Source organism: Kitasatospora sp. NPDC092286, from assembly GCF_044755565.1.
Taxonomy (GTDB): Bacteria; Actinomycetota; Actinomycetes; order Streptomycetales; family Streptomycetaceae; genus Kitasatospora.
Genome location: NZ_JBIVRD010000067.1, coordinates 1 through 24,286, shown reverse-complemented (window position 1 = coordinate 24,286; position 24,286 = coordinate 1). Strand labels below are relative to the sequence as shown.

General features: G+C 68.9%; 7 protein-coding genes and 2 pseudogenes. 3 read left to right on the top strand and 6 right to left on the bottom strand.

Translation table 11 applies throughout. The features are described 5' to 3' along the window. Positions 1 to 464 precede the first annotated feature (464 nt). Positions 465 to 6,677, bottom strand: a complete 6,213-nt coding sequence (locus ACIQIB_RS37485; protein WP_400763617.1) for a hypothetical protein — start codon at positions 6,675 to 6,677, stop codon at positions 465 to 467. Positions 6,678 to 6,793: 116 nt separating this feature from the next. After that, complete coding sequence (locus tag ACIQIB_RS37480) at positions 6,794 to 9,079, bottom strand: hypothetical protein (RefSeq protein WP_400763614.1); 2,286 nt, start codon at positions 9,077 to 9,079, stop codon at positions 6,794 to 6,796. 299 nt (positions 9,080 to 9,378) lie between these two features. Here ACIQIB_RS37480 and ACIQIB_RS37475 point away from each other — a divergent pair. Together ACIQIB_RS37475 and ACIQIB_RS37470 are read left to right on the top strand one after the other, a co-directional pair. Next, positions 9,379 to 9,794, top strand: a pseudogene (locus ACIQIB_RS37475) (transposase); the annotation flags it as partial. Positions 9,795 to 10,849: 1,055 nt separating this feature from the next. Next, complete coding sequence (locus ACIQIB_RS37470) at positions 10,850 to 10,981, top strand: hypothetical protein (RefSeq protein ID WP_400763611.1); 132 nt, start codon at positions 10,850 to 10,852, stop codon at positions 10,979 to 10,981. Between the two features lie 5,291 nt (positions 10,982 to 16,272). Here the strand turns inward: ACIQIB_RS37470 and ACIQIB_RS37465 are convergent. From ACIQIB_RS37465 to cas7u, 4 genes are read right to left on the bottom strand one after another with little or no spacing between them, the layout of a single operon-like run. Further along, the gene (locus ACIQIB_RS37465) at positions 16,273 to 17,382 is read right to left on the bottom strand and encodes a hypothetical protein (RefSeq protein WP_400763608.1); all 1,110 of its coding nucleotides are present in this window, start codon (positions 17,380 to 17,382) and stop codon (positions 16,273 to 16,275) included. Positions 17,383 to 17,384: 2 nt separating this feature from the next. After that, positions 17,385 to 20,465, bottom strand: a complete 3,081-nt coding sequence (cas3u, locus tag ACIQIB_RS37460; RefSeq protein ID WP_400763605.1) for a type I-U CRISPR-associated helicase/endonuclease Cas3 — start codon at positions 20,463 to 20,465, stop codon at positions 17,385 to 17,387. Continuing rightward, positions 20,462 to 21,934, bottom strand: coding sequence for a type I-U CRISPR-associated protein Csb2 (csb2, locus tag ACIQIB_RS37455; RefSeq protein ID WP_400763602.1), 1,473 nt, complete (start codon positions 21,932 to 21,934; stop codon positions 20,462 to 20,464). The genes cas3u and csb2 overlap by 4 nt, the downstream gene beginning before the upstream one ends. 6 nt (positions 21,935 to 21,940) lie before the next feature. After that, positions 21,941 to 23,137 carry a type I-U CRISPR-associated RAMP protein Csb1/Cas7u gene (gene cas7u, locus ACIQIB_RS37450; RefSeq protein ID WP_400763599.1) on the bottom strand — a complete coding sequence of 399 codons (1,197 nt, stop codon included), beginning with the start codon at positions 23,135 to 23,137 and terminating at the stop codon, positions 21,941 to 21,943. An 868-nt stretch (positions 23,138 to 24,005) separates the two neighbouring features. Here cas7u and ACIQIB_RS37445 point away from each other — a divergent pair. Then, positions 24,006 to 24,286 (top strand): annotated as a pseudogene (locus tag ACIQIB_RS37445) (hypothetical protein); the annotation flags it as partial.

Sequence of the window (24,286 nt, the reverse complement as noted above, 5' to 3'; positions counted from 1 at the left end):
ATCAGGCACAAGATCATCCGACACGTGGAGCACTCTGCCGCCCGAACACATCAACTGCCAAGCCCCTGAGCTGAACTCATTTTGAAACGATCAGTTATGCTCACCAGTCCAGATCACGCAGGTCAGGTCGTATCTCATCCACTCGCCATGACGCCTAATACCGCCTCGTGACACCCAGTCCGTGAGAGCTGCGTGAGAGGTGCGCGAGCCGCAGTGAGCTTCCTCACTGCGGCTCAGCGGTGAGCACGTGGATGCCGACGAACCTCTGCTGTCTCGCAAGCGACGATTGTCCCAGCGGTCATCGAGCGCGAAACTCTTAAGGCCGGTGTCCTCGCCGCCCCCGAGGGCCAAGTCGGAGGAGGCCCCGCCAGGACGGGGCCTCCTCGTCGCCGCCCTCGCCGACCGCTACGGTACGGAGTCGCCCCCGCCTGACCGCACGCCGTCTGGGCCAAGGGGAGGCTCCGCTATGGAATTGCCGGGGAGAAGCGCCCCCGCCTCGGGGTCAGCCCCTGGAGCGCCATGCACCTCCGGAGCAGCGGTTCCAGGCGCAACTGGCCTCCCTCGTGGTCGAACACCTGGAGGGCGTCAAGGCAGGTAATGATCCAGCGGGCCTCGTCCTCGTCCTCAATCCGGACGGCCACGGCGGTCACCGCGCTCTCCAGGTCGAACGAGTCCTCCGTGAATTCTTCGGCAAGAGACCGGTAGCCGGTCACGAGCAACGGATCCGCGTACACGCCGGTCGCCTCGGCAAAGGCGCGAGCTTCGGCCCGGTCCTCGCGCAGGCCGGCCAGTCTGTGCAGCACCGCATCCGGGTCGCCCACTTCGCCGTGGAGACGGTGGGCCCGGTCGACCAGGATCGGCCAGCCTCCGGTCAGTTCATGGAGACGGTCCAGGCGGTCCTCCGTATGGAACTTCTCGACCCGCTGGGCCCAGCCGCGTAGGCTGCGACGGTCGTGCCGACGCAGCACCACCGGAGCCGCCGAGGTGGCTTCGGTGCCCGTCAGCAGGGGACGCCACAGACCCAGCTGGGAAGGGTCTGTGACCACGACCACCGCGCGGGTCACCCCCGGTGTCACAGGCAACAGCGTATCGGCCAGGTCCACAGCCTGCCGGGGGGCCTCGGGTCGGGCGTCCGGGTACCGAGCGAAGTCACTGATGACTACACGTCGTTCACGCGGACGCCCACCCGTGAGTTCCTGCTTGTAGACACTGGGCCTGCCGACAGGCGGCAACGTCCAGTCGGCGATACGTCCGGCAACCGTACGAAGGGTGTCACCGACGTCGCCGACACCGGTCGCGGTGGTACCGAGGACGACCCTCGTCTGGTTGGCTCGCTCGCCGAGGAGGTCGTCAAGCTGGGTGATGGTTAGCGGGGCCGACCGGCCATCGGGCAACTCGGGACGCCCCTCCTGCACGATGCTCTCCTGGAGCTCGCAGTCCTGTTCGGCTCTGAGCAGACGGGCGTCCACCTCATGAGAGGTGCCGATCATGCGAAGGGCGTTCGGGCCCCTCAGATGCCAGCCCTGGCCATCGTGGTTGGGAGCGAGGATACCGAGGCCCACCATCTCGGAGAGATATGCGCGGAAGCCCTCGGTGTCGAGTTGTTCGAAACCCTTGCGCCAGAATGTCTCGCACTCTTCGCGCAGTTCGGCGTCACTCAGCCGCACTTCCAGACCGCGGTGGCGCGCGTGGTAGGCCAGCACGTTGGCGATCACGTCGTAGCGATGGTCGAGACTCAGGGTGTCCTTGAACGCCGCCGAGATGCCGTCCCTGAGGCCGGTGTCCGACTCCACGACCTCGATGTCGGCGATTTCTACCGCGTAGGGGGGTCCCTCGACCCCGCGCCTCGTCCGCTTGCGGTGCATCACCTCGACCAGCCGGTGACCGAACATCTGGAGCAGGAAAGGCTGGTAGGAGCAGTAGCCGAGTACCCGGTTGACGAGGTCTATGTCCTGGAACTCGAAACCGAGCGCCCGCATGGGGTCGACCAACAGTTCGGCGGCGGACTGGGGAGCGAGCGGGCCGATCACCTTCGGGGTCTGCGCGAGGTGACCGAACGGCCCGTTGCTGGCGAGCTTGGAGAACCGCTGCACGGAGTGCAAGCCTGCGAAGACGACCTTGGCGCGGTCCTTGGTGTCGGAGCCGAGGCCCTTGAGCTTCTTGGTCTGATCGAAGCGGGGAGCATCCGCCTCGAAGAACTGGTCGCACTCGTCGAGCAGGACCAGCAGCCGCCGACGGGAGTCCCCGTCGAGCCAGGCGCAGATGCCCGCGCGAACCCGTTCGGAGATGTCCTTCCCCGACTTACGGCTCGGCTGTCCGCCCAGCACTTCGGTCATCCTGAGCTTCTGGTCGAGGACACTCCACAGCGCCTCCGGTCCCAACGAGCTGCCCTTACCGATGTTCTCCTGGTCGAGGTTGACGTACACCGCCAGCTGGTAGCCGGGGCGCTGCTCCTCGAACCGCTCCCCGGCGTCACTGAGCAGGGCGGACTTGCCAAGTCCCCGGCCGCCGAAGATGACCTGTGTGCCGCTCCGGTCGAGAACGCTCTTGCGCTCGACGTCGCGCCCGTAGAACATCTCTCGGCCGATCCGTCCGCGCTTCTCCCTGATGTAGGGGTTGACCCCCGAGAACGGCAGCAGGGTCTGCGTGGCCGTGCTGACCTGCCGGTTCCCCCGTGCCGCGAGATAGGCGAGGGCTGCGTCGTCAACGACCAGCATCGGCTGCAACCGGGCTGATCCGACAGCGAGTTCGGCACGGGCCTCACGGCCCAGCGTGCCGAAGTAGAGGGCGAGGAGGCTCGCACCGCTCGTGTCGCCCTCCGCCAGACTCATCACGTACTTGGCGGACGGACGGCCCCAGACCATCAGCACACGCAGGTTGCCGCCCTGCTCCCGGATCTCCGAGCCGAACGCGGGCGCCTTCGCTCTACCGTTGATCTCCACTTCCGTCGCTTCGAACAGACGGTACTCGCGTCGCCGGTGGGACTTCTCGTCCAGCGGCTTGGCGCTCTTGGCCTCGTAGCCGAGGAGCTTGAGAGCTGGGAGCAGCTGCCGCCGGGCGGACACTTCAAGCCGGTCCTTCGGCTCGGTCGCACCCAGCTCCCGCCATTCCTCCACGGCGTCCGCCGCCAAGGCCGCCTCGTCGGTCGACAGCGCGCTGTAGTCCAGGATAGGGATGTTCGGGTGGGTTCCGCCGGATCGGATGAGGTCGACGAGGGCGTGGTCAATTCCCTTGGGCAGCCCGTCGGGCACCGCCGGAAAGAACTCGGTCAGGTGGGACTCGCCGCCGTCGATCTCTGGAACGTCCTCGCCGATCTCCAGGAAGTAGACCAGGTCCGCGGCCGTGGCCAGGCCACCGGTGTCCAGGTGCCGCAGGACCTGTGAGCGCAACTCCTCTGTGGGATCCAGGACGTCGAGCCGGGCTCGGATCCGGTCGGCCGCCTGCTGCCGGAAGGTGGGCAAGTCGTCCCGCACGGTGTCGAGCGCCCGTCGTACGTCGACCAGGCCGTGCACGTCGATGTCGTCAAGCCGGCCCCTGGCGTCGGCAAGGAGTTCTTGGAGACGCAGGTCCTGGTCGTCGGTGATGGCACTGTCGGCCTGTGCCCGGTGCAGTTCCGCAACGAGGTCGTCGTGTTCGCCGTGCAGTTTCGTGCGCCGGGCGGCTGCCAAGGCCTCGATCTCGGCCACCGCGGGTGGGGTGAACTCCCCGGGCTGTGCGCCGGGCAGCAGCCCTCGTCCCGCCAGGTCGACGAGGGTGCGAGCTGCGGCGAAGGCATCGTGTGCGAGCCGCTCGGCGAGAGCGTCCTGCCAGCTCCGGTCGACGGCGGTGAGCAGCTTGCCGAGCGCCGGACGCTGGCCACGGCGGTCGCATACCTTCAGAAGTTCCGCGTCCAGCACGAGTTCGGGATCCACGGGGCTTCCGGGACGCGTGGTCACGGTGCCACTTTCCAGCAGGGCAAACAGCTCCTCCATGGAAGCGAGTGCCGCCCAGGCAGTAGCGGCCTTGACAGCGCCGTAGCTCCGAGTCAACTGCTCCAGTTCGCCCAGTGCCGCCTCCCGGCCGTTCAGCAGGGAACGACGCAGGGATGAGATCTCCTTGACCGCGCGGTTGCTGTCGGAGCGATCACCACGACGGATGGTGTCGACCGCCAGGCACCACTCCTTGGCCAGGCCGACGGTTCGTTCCACGAGATGCACCAAGTCTTGCCGCCCGGAGCCCTGGAGCGGCTTGCCACTGGACGCGCGGTGCTTGCGGTCCATTCGGTCGATCTCGTTGTTCACCTCGGGCAGCTTCGACAGGCGTTCGGCCTGCTCGCGTACCTGGGCCGCCCCGTCACGGTGGTCGCGGACCACGGTGGTGAGCATCGATCCGAGGAGGCCATCGTCGGACAGCCAACGCTTGGCGATCTCCGTCGCCCGCACGAACCGAAGCCGCGGTGGCACCAGCAGAACACGACACTGCTCCAGTAACTCCCGCAACCGCACCTCCGCCCCGGAGACATCGGCGCTGACCGTCAGCGGCGAGGCCGTCATCAGGGCACCGCTGAGGGTACGGTCGGCCACCGCGGTCGCCGCCTCCGCCAACCGTTCCGGCAGCCGGGGTGCCAAGGCCTTCAACTGGGCACCCGCCAGGTGGTCCCCGGTGATCAGCGCCGTACGTAGCAGGGCGGGCAGCAGAAGGAGCTCGCTGCCTTCCATGTCTCGGCCTTCGTATCCGCTGTACTGCCGGAGCAGGTCCGCGGTCAGCCGGGCTCGCTGGCTGTCACCCGACGTCAGCAGTGCGGCGGCACCGGCCAGACGAAGCGCCACCACCTGCGCCTCGGCGTGACCGGCTGCCTTCGCGACATGGTGGGCGAGCCCGAAGCGTCGCTCCACGACCAGCCTCGTCAGTGCCTGCTCCGTCGCGACCGCGCCGAGGTTCTCCTTGGTGGTGACCGGGGCGATATCCTTCGGAGCCGGCTCTGCGGACTGAGTGTCTTCGTCGTACGCCCCGGTGGACACCGACGCGGACACAGGGGCTAGCGCTGCCGGGAGGCCCGCCGTCAGATCCGTAGTCGCTGCCACCGTCCCGTCCGTGGATGCCATGGCCTGGGGCTCGTCAGTGTCGGGCAGACCGGCCACCGGTTTCGGGGCGGGAGCTTCCGGCACGGTTACGGCGTGAGGCTGGGATCCCTCGGGGGTGCGGCCACCGGGCTTGACCGTGAGGCCATCGTCCGGCTCCTTGGCGACCTGCTCCCCCTGCCCGGCGGTCATGTCGGCGGCAGCTGGCTCGTCGGCCGCTCCGACATCGCCTTCAGCAGCCTTCACGTCCGCCTGGATCTCCACCTTGGCCCCGACTTCAGCCGATTCCGCGAAGGCTTCCTCCGGCTGCGCCAGTACCAGCTCATGGGCCATGACCACCGCCATGGCACAGGTGGGCAGTAGCCGCACCATCTGATCCTGCAGAGCCAGAATCTCCGCCGCTGCATACAGCTGCCGCCCGTCGCGGATCAGCCGCGCGAGATCGGCGAGCGTGGCACCTTCCTGCCGTTGGGTCTGCTCCCATACGGCTGTGTCCAGCAGCCGGCGGGTCGCTCCTCGCACGGCCTCGGCAGCGGATGCGGCGGGGCTGTCCGGTCGGCATGCGACGTCCAGCAGTTCCCGCAGCGTCTCCCGTACCTGGCGGTCATGGTCGTGTACCGTCCGGTACTCACGTGCGGCTTGCGTCATGTTCTCCAGTCGGCGGGGCACCCCGTTCATCCCCGCCGCACGGAACACCGCGTCGGCCGTGTCGAAGACGGCGCCGAGCGCGCCCAGTGCGGCCAGGTCCTCGTCATGCGGAGGGCGCCCGTCGGCCACCGTACCGGTCACGTTCTCCGCGGCCTGCCGGGCCAGTGCGAGAGCCGACTCCAGTTGTCGGCAGACTCCCTCCGGCTCCGTCTCCTGGTGGGCACGAGCCTCTTCGGACGCGGCCGACAGCACCTCGTGTGGCGCGCTGGAGTCCGACACAACGTCCTCGGAAGCTCGGGCCGTCCCATCCGACCCGTGGGTGACGGCAACCGCTTCGCCGTCTCCGTCACCCGCAGACAACCGCTCGCGGCCTTCTCGTATGCCCTTGAGGTCCGGGTACGCCGCTACTACGGAGCGGGCCTCGTCAGCCACGGAGGCCAGCCGTAGGGACTCCTCTTCGTCGGCCGTCTCGGTGAACCAGTCCTGGCCGGCCGCCCAGGCGAGCACGTAGGCATCGGTGACGGAAGCGTTGCACCAGGCAAACACCGTGGCCCGAACCAGCGTGCCGCCCCATCGGGAGACGGGGTCGGAGACGGTCGTGTCGTCCTGGGCGAAAACGGCCTCGGCGATCTGGTTCACCACAGTGGGCGTGAGGTCCCTGATGCCGCAGGTGCAGGCGTGCTGCCGAACATCGCGCCGTAACCGGGAGAGGACGTCCTGACACAGGGCCCTACCCACCCGCCGCGGGGCCGCCATGCGGATGCCCAGGTTGCCGAGCAACCGCTGCCGCTCCCTGGGCGCCAGTGAGTTGAAGGCGAGTTCCACCATGTCGACCGTGAACCCGCTCATGGTGGCGTCGACCGGGTGCTTCAAAGCGTTGAGGGCGGTGGCCAGACCTTCGAGGTCCTCGGCCGAGGCGACCGGCGGGGACAACGGCGGCCCCGTGATGACGCGGTAGCGGTCGTGCATGTACGCCTACTCCGTTTCTGCGGCTGATTCTGCGGGATCGGCTCGCTCGACGCCGAGGAGCCGGGAAAGTGGGGACAGGACGGCGGAAGGAGAGATTGGCGGCATGGATTCACGGATCAGCGGCCGCGAGTGTGCTCAGTTACGAACGTGTAGCCGAAGGGCAGTTCCCAGCCGTCCGCCTTACCAAGCCGGCGGCAGTGGTCGCGGAAGGCAGCTCGCTGCGCTTCGCTGGGGAAGCAACCTGGCCGAAGGCGCCGAAGGTGACCTGCAACGAGCTTGGAGGTGAGCAGCCCCACGCTCTCCAGGTCCGCGCCGCCCCAGGGGCGTATGACCCGTCGTGGTACGGGGCGGTAGCCGATGAGCGGGATGGTCGGCTGCCCGTCGCGCGCCGGGTAGTGGGGTTGGCCCCCGCCATCCCGGCTGCCAAGGGCCGGCTCCAGAAGTCGTTCCCCGATCAGCTCCGCGACCGCCGACTCCAGAGCGGCGGTCTGGGAGCGCGCCGGCCGACGTCCGTAGGTCGCACTCGGCAGAACCGAGCGGTCCAACAGGGCATGACCGTCCGGGGTGAGCAGCCCGCAGCGGCGCACGGTGCGCATCACCAGCTGCCGGGGGCCGAGGCCGGCCGCGCTGTCCCCATGGCGATCGCTGCCCGGAGCATCCTCTCTGGTGAGCACGCGGGGGTCGTAGCGGTGCCCGATCACTCGGTCGCTGACGTACAACGGCTCCGGGAGCTGGGTCGTGGCCAAGCGGACCACTGTTTGACCGCGGAGCCAGAGCAACTCAAGCATCAGACCGGGGAAGAAGTCGCGGGGCCAGTGGATGCCCGTCAAGCGACCGGGTTCGGCGCCGAGTTCGGCGGTGACATCCTGAGCCGCCTCGCTTTCGAGCAGTATCCGCCCGGCGTGACCAAGTTCGAGGTGAGATGTGAGACGTGAGCCGTGGGATGAGCGGAGTTCGCGTGCGACATGCGGGGGCAGGGGGAACCAGCCGCCCATGAGATGGGCCAGTCGCAGGGGCGACCGCCAGGCGATCTCTGTGTCGTTCCGCAGAAGTTCACCGGCGCCGAGTAAGGCATCGTCGGCGAGGGGTGGATCGACCGGATCGACGTCCGCTTCCGTGTCCATCCCTGCTTCCGGATCCGGCGACTCAGGAAGAGTCGATGCCCAACCACGTCCTGCCGGGGCCAAGGGGTCGCCGGGCGCTCCGGCGCCACCAGGATAGTGAGACCGCCAGACCCCCCCGCTCTCGAAGGCGTCGTCGTGCGTGATCAGGGAGCCGTTCTCGAACAGGCCCTCGTTACTGTCCCCTCGGACAACGTCGGCGATCGTCAGGTTCGCCCGGCAGACCGCCGCGGCGTATCCCACTCCCCTGAGCAGTTCCGTAGCACCGGGGAACTGGCGAAGCCGCGGTCCGACCGCCGTGTACACGGTGGTCGGGGCGACAAGGCCATGGCGCCGCCGCCTCGTCGGGGTGGCTGCATGCTCCACCGCAGCTGCAAAGGACCTGAGGTCGCCGCCACCCAGCGGGCCTGTATCTCCCCAGCACTGCGCGAGGGAGGCCCGGGTCATGGCGTAGTGGCCCCATGTGCGCAGCGCAGCGCTGGAGCCGAGGACGCCCCGTACGGTGTCGAGCAGACCGAGCAAGCCCGCTCGGAGTTCGTCATCACTTGTGCTGCCGATGAGTTCGGCCAGCGATACGGGCACGAAGGGACTGAGCAGCTGATCCCGTGCCGTAGTCAGGAGATGGTCCGTATAGGCCGTCAGGTCGTCGCACCGGGCCGCTTCCGGGGACGGGTAGGAGACATCGACGACGACATGTCCGTCCTCGTTGATCCAGCGCCGTCGTGTACGTAAGCGGTGGAGCTGGGCCGGCGAAAGGCTCAGGGCCGGGCCAAAGGCATGGAGGTCCGGGACCAGAAGTTCTCTTCGGCGAAGAGCCGCGCCAGTCGCCGTCCGGCCTGGGCCCACTGCACCAACAGGTGCCCCCGACACCCAAGCTGGTACATCCCCGAGAGCCCCCACTTCCGGGTGTGCTCCCTCGCGGTGGACGATCTCTGCGTAGATCGGATCCGACCCTGTGGCCACGCACACCATGGCGCCGACAGGAAGCGGCGGAGCCCACTCCCCGAAGGTGATCACAGGGAAGTCGTCGAGCCGCAGGGGACTGCCACCATAACCATCACCTCCGAGGTTGTACCCGAAGTACGCAGCGTTTAAGGCAACGGCGGTGTGCACTGGTGCCCTTCGGGCGGCGACCACTGCTTCGAGATAGCGCAGCAGCAGATCCCGTTCCTTGCCGGGGGTCGCGTCGTAGCCTTTCGTCATGGCGGGGGTCAGCAGGTCCTGTTCCCCGTACGGATCGGGCACCCCCGGATGCCTGTGGTCGCCGCCCATCGCTGACATATACAGATCCCCACCCATGGCACTTCCGCCACATCACAGGCCACCCGGCCCGCTGGCGGTAATTCCGGCAGACTACGCCGAAGTGTCGGGTCCCTGTGGCAGCTTCCTCACTTTGTAATCGTCAAATATCCAGATACGCCCAACTTGCACGATCGTTTACGCCTGTCATGGTCCGTCCACCAAGGAGCAGAGTGCTGCTGGTCGGCCGCTGGACCGGACGCGCCAGTATCCTCGACCCCTACTAGCCCTACCTCCGGCAGCGCAGCTTCCCCGGTCAGGAGCAGATCGTCCGCGTCTATGTGCGCCTGCTGAGGGAGGCGTTCCGCTACCAGGACCCGCCCCAACGCAAGCCCTTTGTCAGGGACGTGACCAGCTGGATCACCCGCCGCCCCGACCGCCTCCGCAACGAGGACGCCCAGCAGCTCAATGGGGTCCTCGCCCGCGTCCCGGCGCTGGCCACCACGGCCGAGCACGTCAGGGCCTTCACCGGGCGGATGAACGACTGCCGCGGACGAGAGCTCAAGGACTGGATCGCGCGCGTCCAGAACGACCAGGTCCCGGCCCTTCGAAGCTTCGCAAACGGCCTCCTGCAGGACCTCGATGCGGTCGTCGCCAGCCTCACCCAGCGCTATAGCTCCGGCGCAGTCGAGGCCACAACAACAAACTCAAAATGCTCAAGCGCCAGATGTTCGGCCGCGCCGGCTTCGAGCTCCTGGGCTGCACCAGGCTGAAGGACTGTCGGCCCGGGCCGTGGTCCGGCAGTTGGGGATCCCAACGTCCGCTGAAGGGCTCGGCGGTGGACTCGGTCGAAACCCGCGAACTGGGAGCTGCTGAAGCAGACCCCCTGCTTCGGCTGCCGCCGAAGGAGGTACGGCAACGGCCTGACACCGGGACCAGGAGCGGCCGCACACCGAGCCGCGCGACAAATTGAGATGCGGCCACCTCAGCATCTCCTGGTTCATCCGCCGCTGGAACAGCCGCAGGACCTGTTCGGGCTCACTTGATCGGCGCCGGAGAGCGTCAAGTGCCAACGCGTCAGACCGAGGCCGCAATGACGGCGAGCAACCATCGAGACCATAGTTGCGACCGACAGAGCAGACAAAAGGGAAGGAACGATGCAGATACTCACCAGTCCGCGACGCCAAGCGGTCTTCGCCCCAGGTATCGAACCGTGAAACCGTGAGACGAATGTGAGAGGCAGGCCCCAGAACGCACCAGAGGCCGCTTCCTCGCGAAGGAGAAAACGGCCTCTGACCTGCGACAATGGAGCGAACTCCAGTCGGGACGACAGGATTTGAACCTGCGACCCCTTGACCCCCAGTCGCCTGGCCATAACCATCGCTACACGTCAGACGGTAGACAGCCCGCGCTGTTCGTTCACCGAAAGGCACCTCAGACACGATGGTGAAGGACGGGTGGTCCCCGGCAAGTCCCCACCGATACGCCTTCCGCTGCGGCCCCTCAGCCTCGCCCGGTGGGAACCGTATACAGAGGAGTGGAGCTCGGGACACACGTCCACAGGTCGTACTCGCTGTAATGGTGCCGCACGGGAATGGCGCGGAATGACTTCCAATCAGGTCATGACTCAGGTCCAAATAGGCCGCGCAGCGATGGTGCTGCACCTGGGCAGCACGGAGCGACAGGAACCGGCATCTTGTTCAGGCTCCGGAGGTAGGTGCTGCGATGGTGCCACACCGGGATGTGCGGAGCGGCTCCCGCGTCTTCGCGCCCTTGGGGAGGGCGAAGTAGCTGTGATGGTGCCGCACCGAGGTGGTGCGGAGCGACCTCGACTACAAGCTCGACAGGCAGATCCTCACCGGCCTGCGATGGTGCCGCAACGGAACAGTGCAGAGCGCTCCGGCCTGGCCCTCCTCGGCGGCCAGGCACCGGATGCTGCGATGATGCCGCACCGGAATGGTGCGGAGCGGCGCTCTGGGCAACAGTTCGTCAAGGATGCTTGGAAGCTGCGAGGTGCCGCGCCAGGATGGTACAGAACGGCTTGATGTCGATGTACCGGGCCGCAGCAAGGATCACGCTGCGATGGTGCCGCACCAGGTGGTGCGGAGCGACGCGAAGGCGCCGTGACCGTCTACGGGACCCGACAGGGGCTGCGATGGTGCCGCACCGGGAGGGTCCGGAGCAGCGTGACCGCCGAGCTCCAGACTCCCGGCCCGCCGAAGCTGCGGTGGTGCGGAGCGACCCGGCGGCCGGCTGACCTTCCGGGTCACCATCGGCACCCTGCGATGGTGCCGCACCCGTGAGGTGCGGAGGTGGATGTCGTTCCCGAGCGCTATGGGCCTGGGCCTGTGGCTGCCGTCGAGGTACGGAGGAGCGACCGGCCCTCGGCAAACGCCTTGTTCGCATTGATGCTGCGATGGTGCCGCATCGAAGTGGTGCGGAGGTACGTACGGCGCGAGAGCGGACCTGTCCTCGTCGTAGCCGCTGCGATGATGCCGCACCAGGACGGTGCGGAGCGACCCAGACGTCATTGACGATCAGCGGCAGCGTGATCGTGCTGCGATGGTGCCGCACCGGGAGGGTCCGGAGCGACTCCTCAGCTCGACGTCGAACGGGGGCACGGGCATCTGGCTGCGATGATGCCGCACCGCGAGGGTACGAAGTGACAGCCGGACGCCGCGGCAACGACCGACATCGCCTGCTCGCTGCGATGGTGCCGCACCGTGGTGGAGAGCGACCCGGGCGAGACCCTCACCGTCACCCCTCACCACATGGTCCTGCGACGGTGCCGCACCAAGAGGGTGCGGAGCGACCTGGCCTGGCCCTCCTCGGTGGCTATGCACCGGATGCTGCGATGGTGCCGCACTGGGGGTGCGGAGCGGCCCGTCAGTGTGGCCTCAAGGGCGGCTGCCCGACGTTCCTGCGATGGTGCCGCACCGGAACGGCGCGGCACCACAACCGTGTCGGTCACCTGGAGCTTGCGCGTCTCCAGACTGCGATAGTGCCGCACCGGGACGGTAAGGAGCGACCCTGGCGATGCCCACTGCGGCGTCGACCGTGCGGACCTTGCTGTGATTGGGCGACCTCGGGTCGGTCAAGTCCGTCCTGTCTACCGACTCCATGCGGGTGACCCGCTGCGATGGTGCCGCACCGGGATGGTGCGGAGCGCGACGCTCGGCCAGGTATGGCAGCATCCGCCGGTACGAGCTGCTGCGATGGTGCCGCACCGGGAAGGTGCGGAGCGACTCCGACCTGGTCGGCCGGTACGGATGGGAGCGAGCGCTGCGATGGTGCCGCACCAGCAGGGTGCGGAGGAACCACTGTCACTTGGCGTGGGTGTTGTGGCCTTCCTGGCTGCGATGGTGCCGCGCTGGGAAGGGTGGGGAGGGGCAGTACTCGCGTCCGAGCCGATGAGCGTCTGGTCCGCGCTTCGATGGCGCCACACTAGGATGGTCGGGAGCGACGATGGTCGTCGGCCGGCCGCTGCAGACGATCGAGCGGCGACGATGGTGCCGCACCGGAAAAGTGCGGAGCGACGAGTGAGTGACCGTGGTGACGTACGCCTGGAAGTCGCTGCGATGGGGCCCGCTGCGGAGCGACTCGATCAGATCGTCGACCGGGCCGGTTCTCGTCTGACGCTGCGATGGTGCCGCACCAGGGACGGTGCGGAGCGACCGGACGTAACCGGCGTGATAGCCATGCAGGACGCGGTGCTGTGATGGTGCCGCACGGGAGAGTGCAGAGCGACTTCGTGACGGCCTGTACCCCAGACATCGACTTCTCGCTGCGATGGTGCCGCAACTGCATGCTGCGGAGCGACCACCGGCGGCTCCGGAGTCGCATGCCTGTGGCTGGCTGAAATGGTGCTGTACTGAGATGGTGCGGAGCCACCGGGCGGGTTAAGGCTGGTGACGCTCGTGATGGCGGTGCTGCGATGGCGCCGCACCGAGAGGGTGCGGCGCGACTCGCCCGTCGTCCAGGACACCCAGCTCGACAGCGTGGACCGGGTAGGTGCGGAGCGACCCGCGGGGCCACCAGGCCGGTGCTCCATCGGCGGTCGCTGCGATGGTGCCGCACCGGCGAGGTGCGGAGGGACGCCGGCGGATTCTCGTCGCCTATAGAATGGGCACCGGGCTGCGATGGTGCCGCACCGGGATGGAGCCCGCGTTCCGTGACCATCCCGCTCGGCATGTAGCTGCGATGGTGCCGCACCAGGAGGGTGTGGAGCGACGAGGTCGAGATGAGCCCGCCCGCGATGGTCCTGCGGCTGCGATGGTGCCACACCGGTGAGGTACGGAGGGAATCCTTGCCGCGGGAGAACGCGACGTATTGGGTAGGTGCGGAGGAGCGCCCTGACGCTTCCACCAGGGCGGACGAACAAAGATTCTGTGATGGTGCCGTGCCGGGATGGCGGAGCGACAACCGGCCATGTGGCTGGCCCTGGTCGCGGTGCTCGCGCTGCGATGGAGCGAGGGAGTGGTCCAAGTCGCACTGGTGGCGCACCGCCAGGACGCCGAGGCACTTGCCTGCGTTGAGGGCATTGGCGATCTGCATTGCCTTGCGATGGTGCCGCACCAGCGCGGTGTGGAGCGACGGGGTCGGTGGTGGTCGGGTTAGCGCTGCCGAGGCTGTGATGGCGCCACACCGGCACTGCAAAGAGGAGCAGCTCGCTCATCTCCTCGTTGGGCCCGCGACGGCCCTGCGATGGTGCTGTATCGGGGTGATGCGAAGAGACGGGTGCGTCAGCTGCCGTATGGCAGTCGAGCAGGGGCCGCTATGGTGCCAAATCGGGACGACGCGGAGCGACGGTCACCGTGGACTGCCGGCGGCTCGGCATGCTGACGCTGCGATGGTGCCGACCCCGTGAGGTACGGAGGAAGCTGGTGCGCTCACCAACGGGGAGCCCGAGTGCTGGCTGCGATGGTGACGCACCAGGACGATGCGGACGCCGATCGACTATCTCAAGGGCGCGAGCCGCCGCTACACGCTGCGATGGTGCCGCGTCGGGACGGGTGCGGAGCGACGCCGTTGCCCCCGGGGTAGGTCGTGCCGCCTGTGTTGCTGCGATGGTGCCGCACCGGGACGGTGCGGAGCACTCGATCAGATCGTTGACCGGGCCGGTTCCCGTCTGACAGTGCGATCGTGCCGCACCGGGATGGTGCGGAGCGACGGCGGTGGAGCCGTCGGGATGGATGACGGCGGCGTGGCTACGATGGTGCCGCACCGGGGTGGTGCGGAGCGATCACTGGGTGCCCATCACTCGGCAGGCCACCGACGAGCTGCGATGGTGCCGCATAGCAGGGTGCGGAAGAACCTGACGACGGCTCGCCGCCCTACCCGCGCGGCCGCAGCTGCGGTGGCGCCGCACCATCGGGGCGTGGAAGGCCTACGACATCCGGTTCCTCGCCGGCAGCGCCGAATGGCTGCAATGGTGCCGCACCGACAAGATGCGGAGGAACCTGGCCAACCGTGTTGCCCGGGTCAAGGACTGCGGGCTGTGATGGTGCCGCACCAAGGTGGTGCGGATCTACCGGATCGCGGTCCAATCGTCGAGGTCGCATCCGTCGCTGCGATTGTGCCGCCCCGGAATGACCATAGGTCCGAGAGCCGATGACCTCGCCGACACCTTGCTGCGATGGTGCCGCACCGGGGGTACGGAGCGACGCTCGGAGTGGTCTCCGCGTCCCTGCCGGGTGAGGCGCTGCGATGGTGCCGCAGCGGGAGAGCTCGGAGCGGGCCTGACGTTCTCCGCGGGGGCGGTTCACCATGGCGAGGCTGCGATGGTGCGGAGCGACGTCGATGTACTGGTCGACTATCCACAGCGGCGGCACACTGCGATGGCGCCGCACCGGCATGGTGCGGAGCGGCGAGGCGATCAACCCGCCCATCCGTGCACTGTACGAGCTGCGATGGTGCCGCACCGAAATGGCGCAGAGCGGCCGAACGTAGCCGGTGTGAAAGCCATGCAGGACGCGGTGCTGCGATGGCGCCGCACCGGGAAGGTGCGGAAGGATCCACCCAGGCCACGATCGTCATGGCGCGCAAGAAGGGGCTGCGATGAAGCCGCACCGGGACAGTACGGAGCGGCCCTGACGTCGGCTGCTCTCCTCTCTGGAGGGTGCGCTGCGATGGTGCCGCACCGGAGGATGCTGAGCAGCGAGGTAGAGACTGCCCCGCCCGCGAGGTCCTGCGACTGCGATGGTGCCGCACCGGGACCGTACGGAGCGGCAGGCGATGCTGCCGGGTGGGAACCGGGCTGCCCTCTGGCTGCGATGGTGCCGCACCGGGTTGGTGCGGAGCGACTTAGCCGGCCAGGCGGCCGGCCTTGTCGAACGCGCGGCGGCGATGGTGCCGCACCGGGGAAGTGCGGAAGAGCCGATATTCGCCTTGATAAACGCGGCGGTGGTGTCATCCCTGCGATGGTGCCGCACCTGTGAGGTGCGGAGGTACCCGACTGTGCTGCTCGCGCACGAGGTCGGGGCAGGGCAGCGATGGTGCCGCACCGGGAAGGTACGGAGGGACCACCAATGCCCGAACCGACATCTTCTACGCCCAAGAGCCGCGACGGTGCCGCACCGACACGGTGCGGAAGGAGCACCGCGCCGTCGAGGTGATGGACGGCAAGCTGTGGCCGCGATGGTGCCGCATCGATTTGGCGCCGAGGAAACCGCGAGGATCCAGCCTTGGCGGCCCTTGCAGCGGCCACTGCGATGATGCCGCACCTCTGGTGAGGTGCTGGGGGCGCAGAGGCTACAGGGAGAACGTGCTGCCGTGGCTGCGATGGTGCCGCACCGGGGGCGGTGCGGAGCGACGTGCACGTGGTCCATGTCCTCGGCGAGCTGGCGCCTGTGGTGGTGCCGCACCGGGACGGTGTGGAGCGACCGCCGGTGAACTGGGGTGTGTGGTTGAGCTTGAACGGGCTGCGATGGTGCCGCACCGGGATGGTGCGGAGCGACCCTAATCGTCGGCCAGTACCACTTCCGGCATGCCGAGCAGCGATGGTGCGGTGCGGAGCGACGGCAGGCGAGCTGCTGGTTCGGTCGTTCAGCGGGCCAGTTGCTGTGGCTGCGGGGGCGCCCTTCGGGGCAATTCGGACTTGTTACTTCGGCGCGGTGGGGTGTTTTCGTGTGTGCTTGTCGTTCCGAAGTCATCACCGACCGGGGCCTCGGTCTGCGTGTTGGCGCTGTGGAGTTATCAAGGACCGGGTGTTGGACGGGTGGCCAGCGAGGTGCGATTCAGGGCCAGAGGTGGCGGCTGGCGGCGAGGGGGCCGTTGGATTGTTTGAGGCCTGTTCGAGGTGCGGTGTAGAGGGCGGTGACGCCGAGGTTGGTCAGCATTCTGGCATTGCGGTTCATGTCGGGTTCGGTGGCGCGGACGGCGGGGTGTTCGAGCAGGACGGTCACATCAGTGGTGGTGAGTGGTGGTGTCCAGGCGGGCCAGCGTAGGGCACCGCGGCTGTCGGCGGTATCCCAGCCGGTGGCAGCTTGGGTGCGGCCGGCGGCGGTGAGGCGGAAGGTGCCGAGGGCATGGAGGGCGAGCCAGGTAGGGCCGGGGGCACCGCGCTGGTATGCCTTGCCTTCGGAGTTGGTGTGGGCATCGCCGAGAGAGCGGTGGTCGAAGTTGGCGGAGGCGTAGTCGGGGACGCGGCGCCAGCCGTCCAGGGCCGAGCGGATCTGCCGCGGGTCGTTATGGCAGCCGAGGACGGCTTTCTGCATCAGGCCGGTGATGGTCATCTGGCCGGCGGCGGCGATCAGCGGGGTGACGGGGGTGCGCCGAACCGCGGCGGATCCCGGCTCCTCCGTGGGCTCCGGGTCGTTCTTACCGGTCTTGGGCTTGGTGTCTTCGAAACACATGACGTTGGCCAGGGAGGTGAACCAGCGGGCTTGGCGGTCGCCCGTCTCGCGTTCGGACTGGGCGAGCTCGCGCAGCGTCTGGTGCGCGGTGTCGACGCGCATACGCAGGGCTTCGTTGGGGGCGGTGGCGTCCTCGCGTGCTCGGGTCAGGAGTCCGGGAACGTGCGGGAAGGAGTCCCAGACTTCACCCTCCGTGCCGGCTGCGTCGGCGTCCTCGTCCTCCCCGTCCTCCGTCTCGGCGGCGTCTGCGGGCTCCCCGGTTCCGCGGGCCGTCTTGACGGGCTTGGGCGGGAGGTGGGTGGTGAGGAGCTCGGTGAGGGTGCCGAGCGTGAGGGGTCGGTCGGTCGTGAGGACGGCTGTGCCAGCCGGGCCTTTCCAGTGGAGTCGGGGCTCAGTGGGCAGGGTTGCTGTGGCGAGTTCGAGGATGCCGAGGGCGGCAAGGAAGCCGAGCGGGTCGTCGGAGCGGAGTGCGGGGAGTTCGAGCTGATGCATGGTCAGCTTCCTTCTTCGGAGCAGGCGATGTCAGCAAGGCGCAGGACCGTCTCCAGGAGGGCCAGGCCCCAGAAGCCGTAGCGCCGGTTGAGATCACGGAAGCGGCGAGGGCCGTCCCAGTCGTTACCGATCACGGTGCTGGAGACGGTGACGGTGGTGTCGTCGGGCATGGTGCACTCGACGAGGACCGGCTCGGGGTCGGCGAACGCGGGCAGCATCGGGCGGGCGTAGCCGTGGTGGGCGGCGACGAGGTGGGTGATGAGGTCGTGGTCGAGGCCTCGGGAGGCATCGGGGTTGGTGGCGAGCCAGGCTTGGACGGCGGCGGCGCTGAGGGCTTCGTGGCGCAGGTCCTTGGACCAGTTGGCCAGGCGGGCGGCGCGTCGGCGGGCGGAGCGGTCGGCGGGGTCCATGCCGGACTTGGCGAGGGGTTCGGGCAGGGATTCGGCGAGCAATCGGTCGCCCGAGCAGAGCATGCACAGGAACCGCGGGTGGTGCTTTCCGCAGTCGTGGGCCCGGGCTGCCAGCACAATGGCGTCGACCAGGTCGTCGGGCAGTCCGACGGCTTTGGCGAAGTCGCGGGCGCGTTCGCCGACGGCCTGGTGGTGGTGCTTGAGGGTGACGGTGCGAGTGAGGCTGCTGCTGTCCGGGTCTTCGTCGTCGACGGCGATCCGGTATTGGCCGGCGTCGGTGAGCCGGGGCGGGACGAGGGTGATCCGGCCCGGGCCACCGTGGTTGAGCAGCACCACCCCGGCCGCTGCCTCCCGTCCGGTGCGCCAGGCGGGGACTGCCAGCAGGGTCTCCAGGCGCCGGCGCAGCAGGGGGGTGTGTCGGGTGGGGCTGTCGGGTGCGGTGTCGGTGGGTAGGGCGGCGAGGAGCCGGGTGATCGCGGCGCGGACGGCGTCGGTCGTGCTCAGGGCGTCCGGGTCGTCGGGGTCTGCGGTGAGGTCAGTGATTACCTGTTTGGTGATCAGGGTGAACTGGTCGGGGGCGGTACCGGTGGTGCTGGCCAGGACGACGGGGTCGAGGCGCAGTGGAATTCGGGTGTTGTCGGCGGGGTGGTCGCCGAGGTCGGGGACGGGGGTGTCGGGGTCGGCGGTCCAGCCGTAGGCGTCGTGGCCGCCGGCTGTGGTGGGCAGGATGAGGGTGGTGCCGGGCTTCAGGTCGTCGGCGGCGCGTGGAGTGGTCCAGGTGCCGTCGGTTTCGCGTTGGAGGACGGTGGTGCGTAGGCGGGTGGGTGGGTTGCGGGGTTCGGGGGTGGTGTCGGCGTTGGTGCCTTCGAGGTCGCTGGTGTCGGGGGTCGCGCGGGGTTGGGTGAGAAAGCGGCGTACCGCAGCAAGGGGTAGGGCGAGGGTTTCGCCAGCGTGGACGGGGGTGGTGCGGATGTGTTCGGCGAGGGCTTCGGGGTCGGTGGCGTCGGTGGGGAGGTCGGCGCGCCACAGGAGTTGGACTTCGGGCTGACCAGTGTCGAGGCCGTGGAGGAAGGGGGCGGGTGACTCGTCGGGGACGGGGATGGGGCTGGTGCGGGCGAAGGCGGCCAGGCGTGTCTGCTCGACTGGGGGGATGTGTTCGCCGGCCCTGGTAAGGGGTGTGGTGTCGGTGCCGTCCAGCAGGTCGGGCAGGGTGGCGGGGTTGAGGATCAGGCCGCCGAGGAGGTGGGGGGTCAGCTCGGCGGGGTCCTGGTCGTCGTGGGTGGGGGTGTGTTGGGTGAGCCACTGCCAGGTGTGTGCGGCGGCCGGGCCGTAGACGGGGATGCGTTCGGAGTCTTCGGGGTTGTGGGTTCGTACGAGGATCGCGGGCACGGGGCCGAGTTCGCCTCGGCGGTCGAGACGCCCGAGGCGCTGCAGGGCGGACGCCCAGTCGCCGCACTCGCTGACCATCGCCCCGAACGTGCAGTCGATTCCCACTTCGAGGGCCTGGGTACTGACCACGACAAGGGGGCGTTCGCGGTCCGGGTCGATGCCGGTGAGGAGTTCGGCCAGCGGGCCGGTGACGAGCAGATCGCGCTCCGCGGGCCGACAGCGGCCGGTCAGCAGCAGCACGTCCACGTCGGTACGCCGGGAGAGCGCTTCGTGGGCGGCGCGAGCGTGGGTGATGGTGTTGGCGATCACCGCGACCGCGGGCAGCCGCAGGATGGGCAGGACGGCGTCCAGGCCGGTCTCGGCCGCGAGCGCGAACGCCTCGGCAGGCTTCTTCGACCAGCCGCCGGCGTCTAGCAGCGTCACGTGGCGCTCGGCCGCGATCCGCCGCCCGGCGATCGGGTGGGCGCGGTCGTCTTCACCGATGCCCAGGCGGGGCCGGCCACTAGTGGCGCTGGTCGCCGACAGGCTCACCACCCGAAGCGCCCGCGCCGCCAGCTCCGCGCGGGCCGCCGTCTGCTGGTAGAGCGCAGTGTCGGCGGCGGTCGCGAGCAGGGCCTTCGACAGGTGGGCCTCGTCCAGGGCGAGCAGGGCGTCGTGCCCGGTGAGGGCGGCGTCGATCGGAGCGCGCTGGGGGGAGGTGTGGTAGCCGCGGAACAGCAGGCGGCTGCCGTACTGGTCCACGGTCGAGGTCACCACCAGCGGCTGGGCCGGGCTGCTCACCCAGTTCGACTCCCAGCTGGTGCCGCCGCGCATCCGCACCACCTCCAGCGGCGACTCGCCTCCGCCGAGGTCACGAAGCGATGCGGCCACCTTCGCCCGCACCGAACCGGCTGGCGCCCCGGCGAGCGCTGCGGCGAGTTCCGTGGAGTGCTGGTGGGCCTGGTCGACCACGAGACGTCGGTCGACGCAGAAGAACAGCCGCAGCGGCACCGTCCGGTGCTCGCGGCCCAGCCCGCGGGCGTGTTCCCAGGCCAGAAGGAAGACCCAGATGTCGATGAACGTGGTCTTGCCCAGGGCGGTGGGGACGTCGAGGTCGGGCCAGTCGGCGCCGTCGGCCACAGCGTCCAGGTAGACGCTCTGCCAGGGGAACGGCGCCCAGCCCTCGCACCCGTCGCACACCACGGTCGCGGCCCCGTCGGGGCAGTGGGTGTGGTGGTGGACCTCCCGGAAGAACGCCAGGAACTCGGCTGCCTCGATCTCCGGCAGCCGCTCAGTGCCCGTCACTGGTCGTCCTCCTGAAAGCCGGGCTCCGGGCGGCACAGGCCCAGGCCGAAGTTCTTCTTGCTGCCCAGCACCACCGGCCCCGTCACCGGGACCGGGAAGGTCAGGCGCACGTGGCAGCTCGGCAGCGGCCTCTCCCCGTCCTTGCGGCGCACCGGGAACCCGTCCACGCCCCGCGCACCGGGCACGAGCGCGCCGCGCGGGCTCACCTGCACCTGCACGGGTTCCGGCAGCCCCGCCGCGGCGCAGCTGGCCGCGACCGAGTCCGCCCACGCGGCTTCCTCGTACTTCTTGGGGAAGCGGTCGAGGACCATCGGCAGCACGGTGGTCCACACGGTCGAGGGCCTCTGCCAGGCCCATGGCTGGACGGTCTGCGGCCACGAGTCCTGGTCGGCGGGACTGACCCGTACCAGGTCCAGCGGTTCCCTGTCCGCGAACCGGATCCATCGCAGGCCCCCGTCGTGGCGAAGGAGGGCGGCGAGCAGTGCCTTGCGGTCCTGTCCGGGCATCTCGCGGGGCAGGGCGATGCCCAGGCCGCGCAGCATCCCGTCGGCGTGGTGGTGGCCGGTGAACGGGAGCGCGAGGTAGGCGACCGGGCGCGGGCCGTCCGGGCTGTTCTTGTGGCCGTGGACCGTGGTCATCGCCTCGACGTCGTGGCCCATCGCCTCCAACGTGCCCATCACCATGCCCCGCAGCCGGCCGGTCAGCTCCAGCGTCCACCGCGGGTCCAGCGCCACGCCCGGGGCGAACGAGAACGTCAGCAGGTCACCGAACGGCCCCTCCGTTACCGGCGTTTCGGGCCGGTCGGTGTGGTCGGGGTCGAGGTAGTGGTGGGTGAGCGACTGGCTCCAAGCCGGCCGCTGCTCCTCGAACGCCTCCTGGAGCCAGGCCAGATAGCCGCGGTAGGGGATCCGGATCGGCCGCGAGCCCCTCGGGTACTCGCCGGTGGCCGCTGGCCTCCAGCGCTGCCGCCACCCGTCCTCGTCACCGGGCTCGTCGGGCCCGCACCAGGCATCCAGCAGCCCGGACCCGGTCGAGCGCCCGAAGTACGGCACCCGAAGGGCCAGTTCCTTCAGCGTCGGGGCGAGCTCCTCTCCCGGCTCCGCGGCCCAGCTGAACACCATCCGTGTCCCGGACAGCGTCTTCTGCGCCCACGCTCGCGGCACGCCGCCGGCGGTGCGTCCCGGCAGCAGGCCGTGGGTGACCTTCTTCGGGTCCACGGTGTTGGTGACCACCCACGCCGCGCGCGGGTGGTCCGCCTCCAGCGGCCTGGCCGGCACGGTGACAACGGGCGGCTCCTGGGCCTCCAGCCAGGTCAGCGCCATCCGGTGCCCGGCGTCGTCGAGGTCGGCGTGCGCGACCAGCGCGCAGAACAGGCGGGCCGGGTGGGGCGGCCACTCGGCCTGCTCGCCGTCCATCGCGGTCGCCTGGTAGAGCGGCTCCAGCAGCTCCACCGAGATGTGGAAAGGCATGACGCTCTACTCGCCTTCCGCCTCGCCGATGCCCTCCAGGCGGAAGGAGCGCTCGATCGCCTGCTGCACCTGCGCGTTCGGCCACAGCCGCACCGGCTCCTTCGACCACTTGAGGCCCGCCTCCTCGGCCCGCGAGCGCGCGAACTCGAACAGCTCCAGGGCCTGCCCTGCGGTGTCCAGCTCCAGCGGCTCCGTCACCGCCACGCCCTCGCGCCCGCGGCCGACCCACTCGATCCGCTCCGACACCAGCAGCAGGTCGCAGCCCGACCGAAGCCGCACCGCCGGCGCCGCGAACGCCAGCCGGTCCCCCAGCAGCGCCAGCGCCGCCAGCAGGGCCCTGCCTGCCCGCACGTACTCCTTCGGCGCGTCGCCGAAGCGCAGCGCCCTCAGGCCGGCCATGGCCAGCGTCGCGTTCCGCTCGATCGCCTGCACCGTCACGCCGCCCATGCCCTCGACCGGCGGGATCATGCCGTGCCCGACCGCCGACGCCCTGAGCGTCTTCCCCTTGCCCTTCTTCCCAGTGCCCTCCACCGGCCTCCAGCCGTCGGCGGTCAGCTCCACGTGGTCGCCGGGGAAGTTCCACTTGTCGAAACGCCCCGCCGCCCGCTTCCCGGACAGCGGGTGCAGGCCCACCATCTCGGAGGTGTAGGTGCGCGGCACCTTCAGCTGCACGCGGCGCTTGCGGTGCGAGTCCCAGATGCCGAACACCAGGTCCGACGGCGCCGACTTCAGGAAGGCCCGCACGTCCCCCGTTCCCGTGTCACGCAGCGCCCGGCCCGTCTTCGTGTCGTCGAACTTCGCACCGGACTCGTCCAGCGCGTCCCGGAAGTAGGCGTCGCGGGAACGGTGCGGCGCGTCCAGGTTCGTCATGCGAAGCTCCCGGCCTTCCGCAGTCACGTGCAGCGCCAGATGCGGCAACACCGCCTCCCCCAGATCGACGGCCTCCAGCAGGGCCGTCTCACAACGGTTCGCCTGCGACTGCCGCTGGTCCAGCAGCACCACCTGGACCGTTTTCCCGCCGATCCACCGGTCCTCGAACAACTGGCCCGGACCGTCGCCTTCCTTCTGCTTGACCTTCACGGTCGGCGGTGCCACCGGCGCCCCCACGCCGGCCACCGGCTCGTACTGGGCCACGACCCGGATCGCACCGTCCGCCGACAGCCCACTCGCCGCCCCGGCCAGCCGCTCGTACAACGCTTCCATGGAAACCCTCCTTGGGCAGAACCTCTTGGACAGTTCGCATCGAAGCAGCCCCCACCGACAGGCCTCACTCGTTCGAGTGATAGATCGTCAGAAATATTTGTTGCCGCACGAGTTGCTCTATGATTTGCCGATTTCTACGGCCGGACATAGTGCTCCTTCGCAGTCTCGAGTTGGCGACAGACCTCCGAAGCGCTCTGCCAACCAGGGAGCAGCGCCCGTCGCCGCGAGTGATGGAGGCAGTGAGATTCGCCCCGGCGCTTCCACCCAAAGACGGCCGCAGAGTGATCCCACTATTTGTCGACCAGTAACAATCAGCTGCACAGGCCAGGTGCGGAACATCCCTGAGACCCAGGTGCCCTCCAGCAGGGCGCATCGCCCAGATGTAGACGCCCCCACATATCCCGAACCGCAGCTCCGTCTCGGTCAAGTAGAAGCAGGTCGAGGTCACCGAGACGTGCTCAACCAGAGGCGTCGAGCAGCAACTCGCCAGCAGCGAGGGCTCCCGGTCAGAACCTCTAGATCGGCATCACACCACGGGCTCCGCCAGCGGAGCTCGACAGCGCATCGGTCACGGCACGCGAGGCCGCGCAGGCAGAGGATCCGGTCTAGCCATCGACGGCACGTGTCCCCAAGCGCGTGGCCAGCTCTGCGGAAAGACGGTGAGCTGGCCCCGTGCGGTCCGTGTCTACCGATAGTCGAGCCCGAACGGCAGCGAGGAAGCCCCTCGGCTCATTTCCTCAGACGTTCGACCACGAGCCAAGACCACCCGTTGTAGGTTTGGCCCTGTCATCAGCGCGGCCCGCCGGGCTTCCCTTCAGGGACATGCCCCCACCCGCACGATTCACTTCGTGCTGCCTGGGAGCATGTCTTGCTGTTCCGCGACTCCGCGTCCGCGGTCGCCGCCGAGAGCCTGGCCGGATCACTGTTCGTGCGTCTCATCGACCAGTTCGTTCACAAGCACGGCCACAAGCCGAGCCCGTCCGAGGTGCGTTCCTGGGAGCGGAGCATCCCGGTTCTGACCAACGCGCTGCTGGACGCCGGGCTCGGCATGGTGCGGGCTTTGCCCTATTTTGTAGACACTTGCCTGTTATGCGACCAAGTCCAGGTTAATGACGCTCGTGGCGTGTTGCCGTTCATAGTCGACGGGGC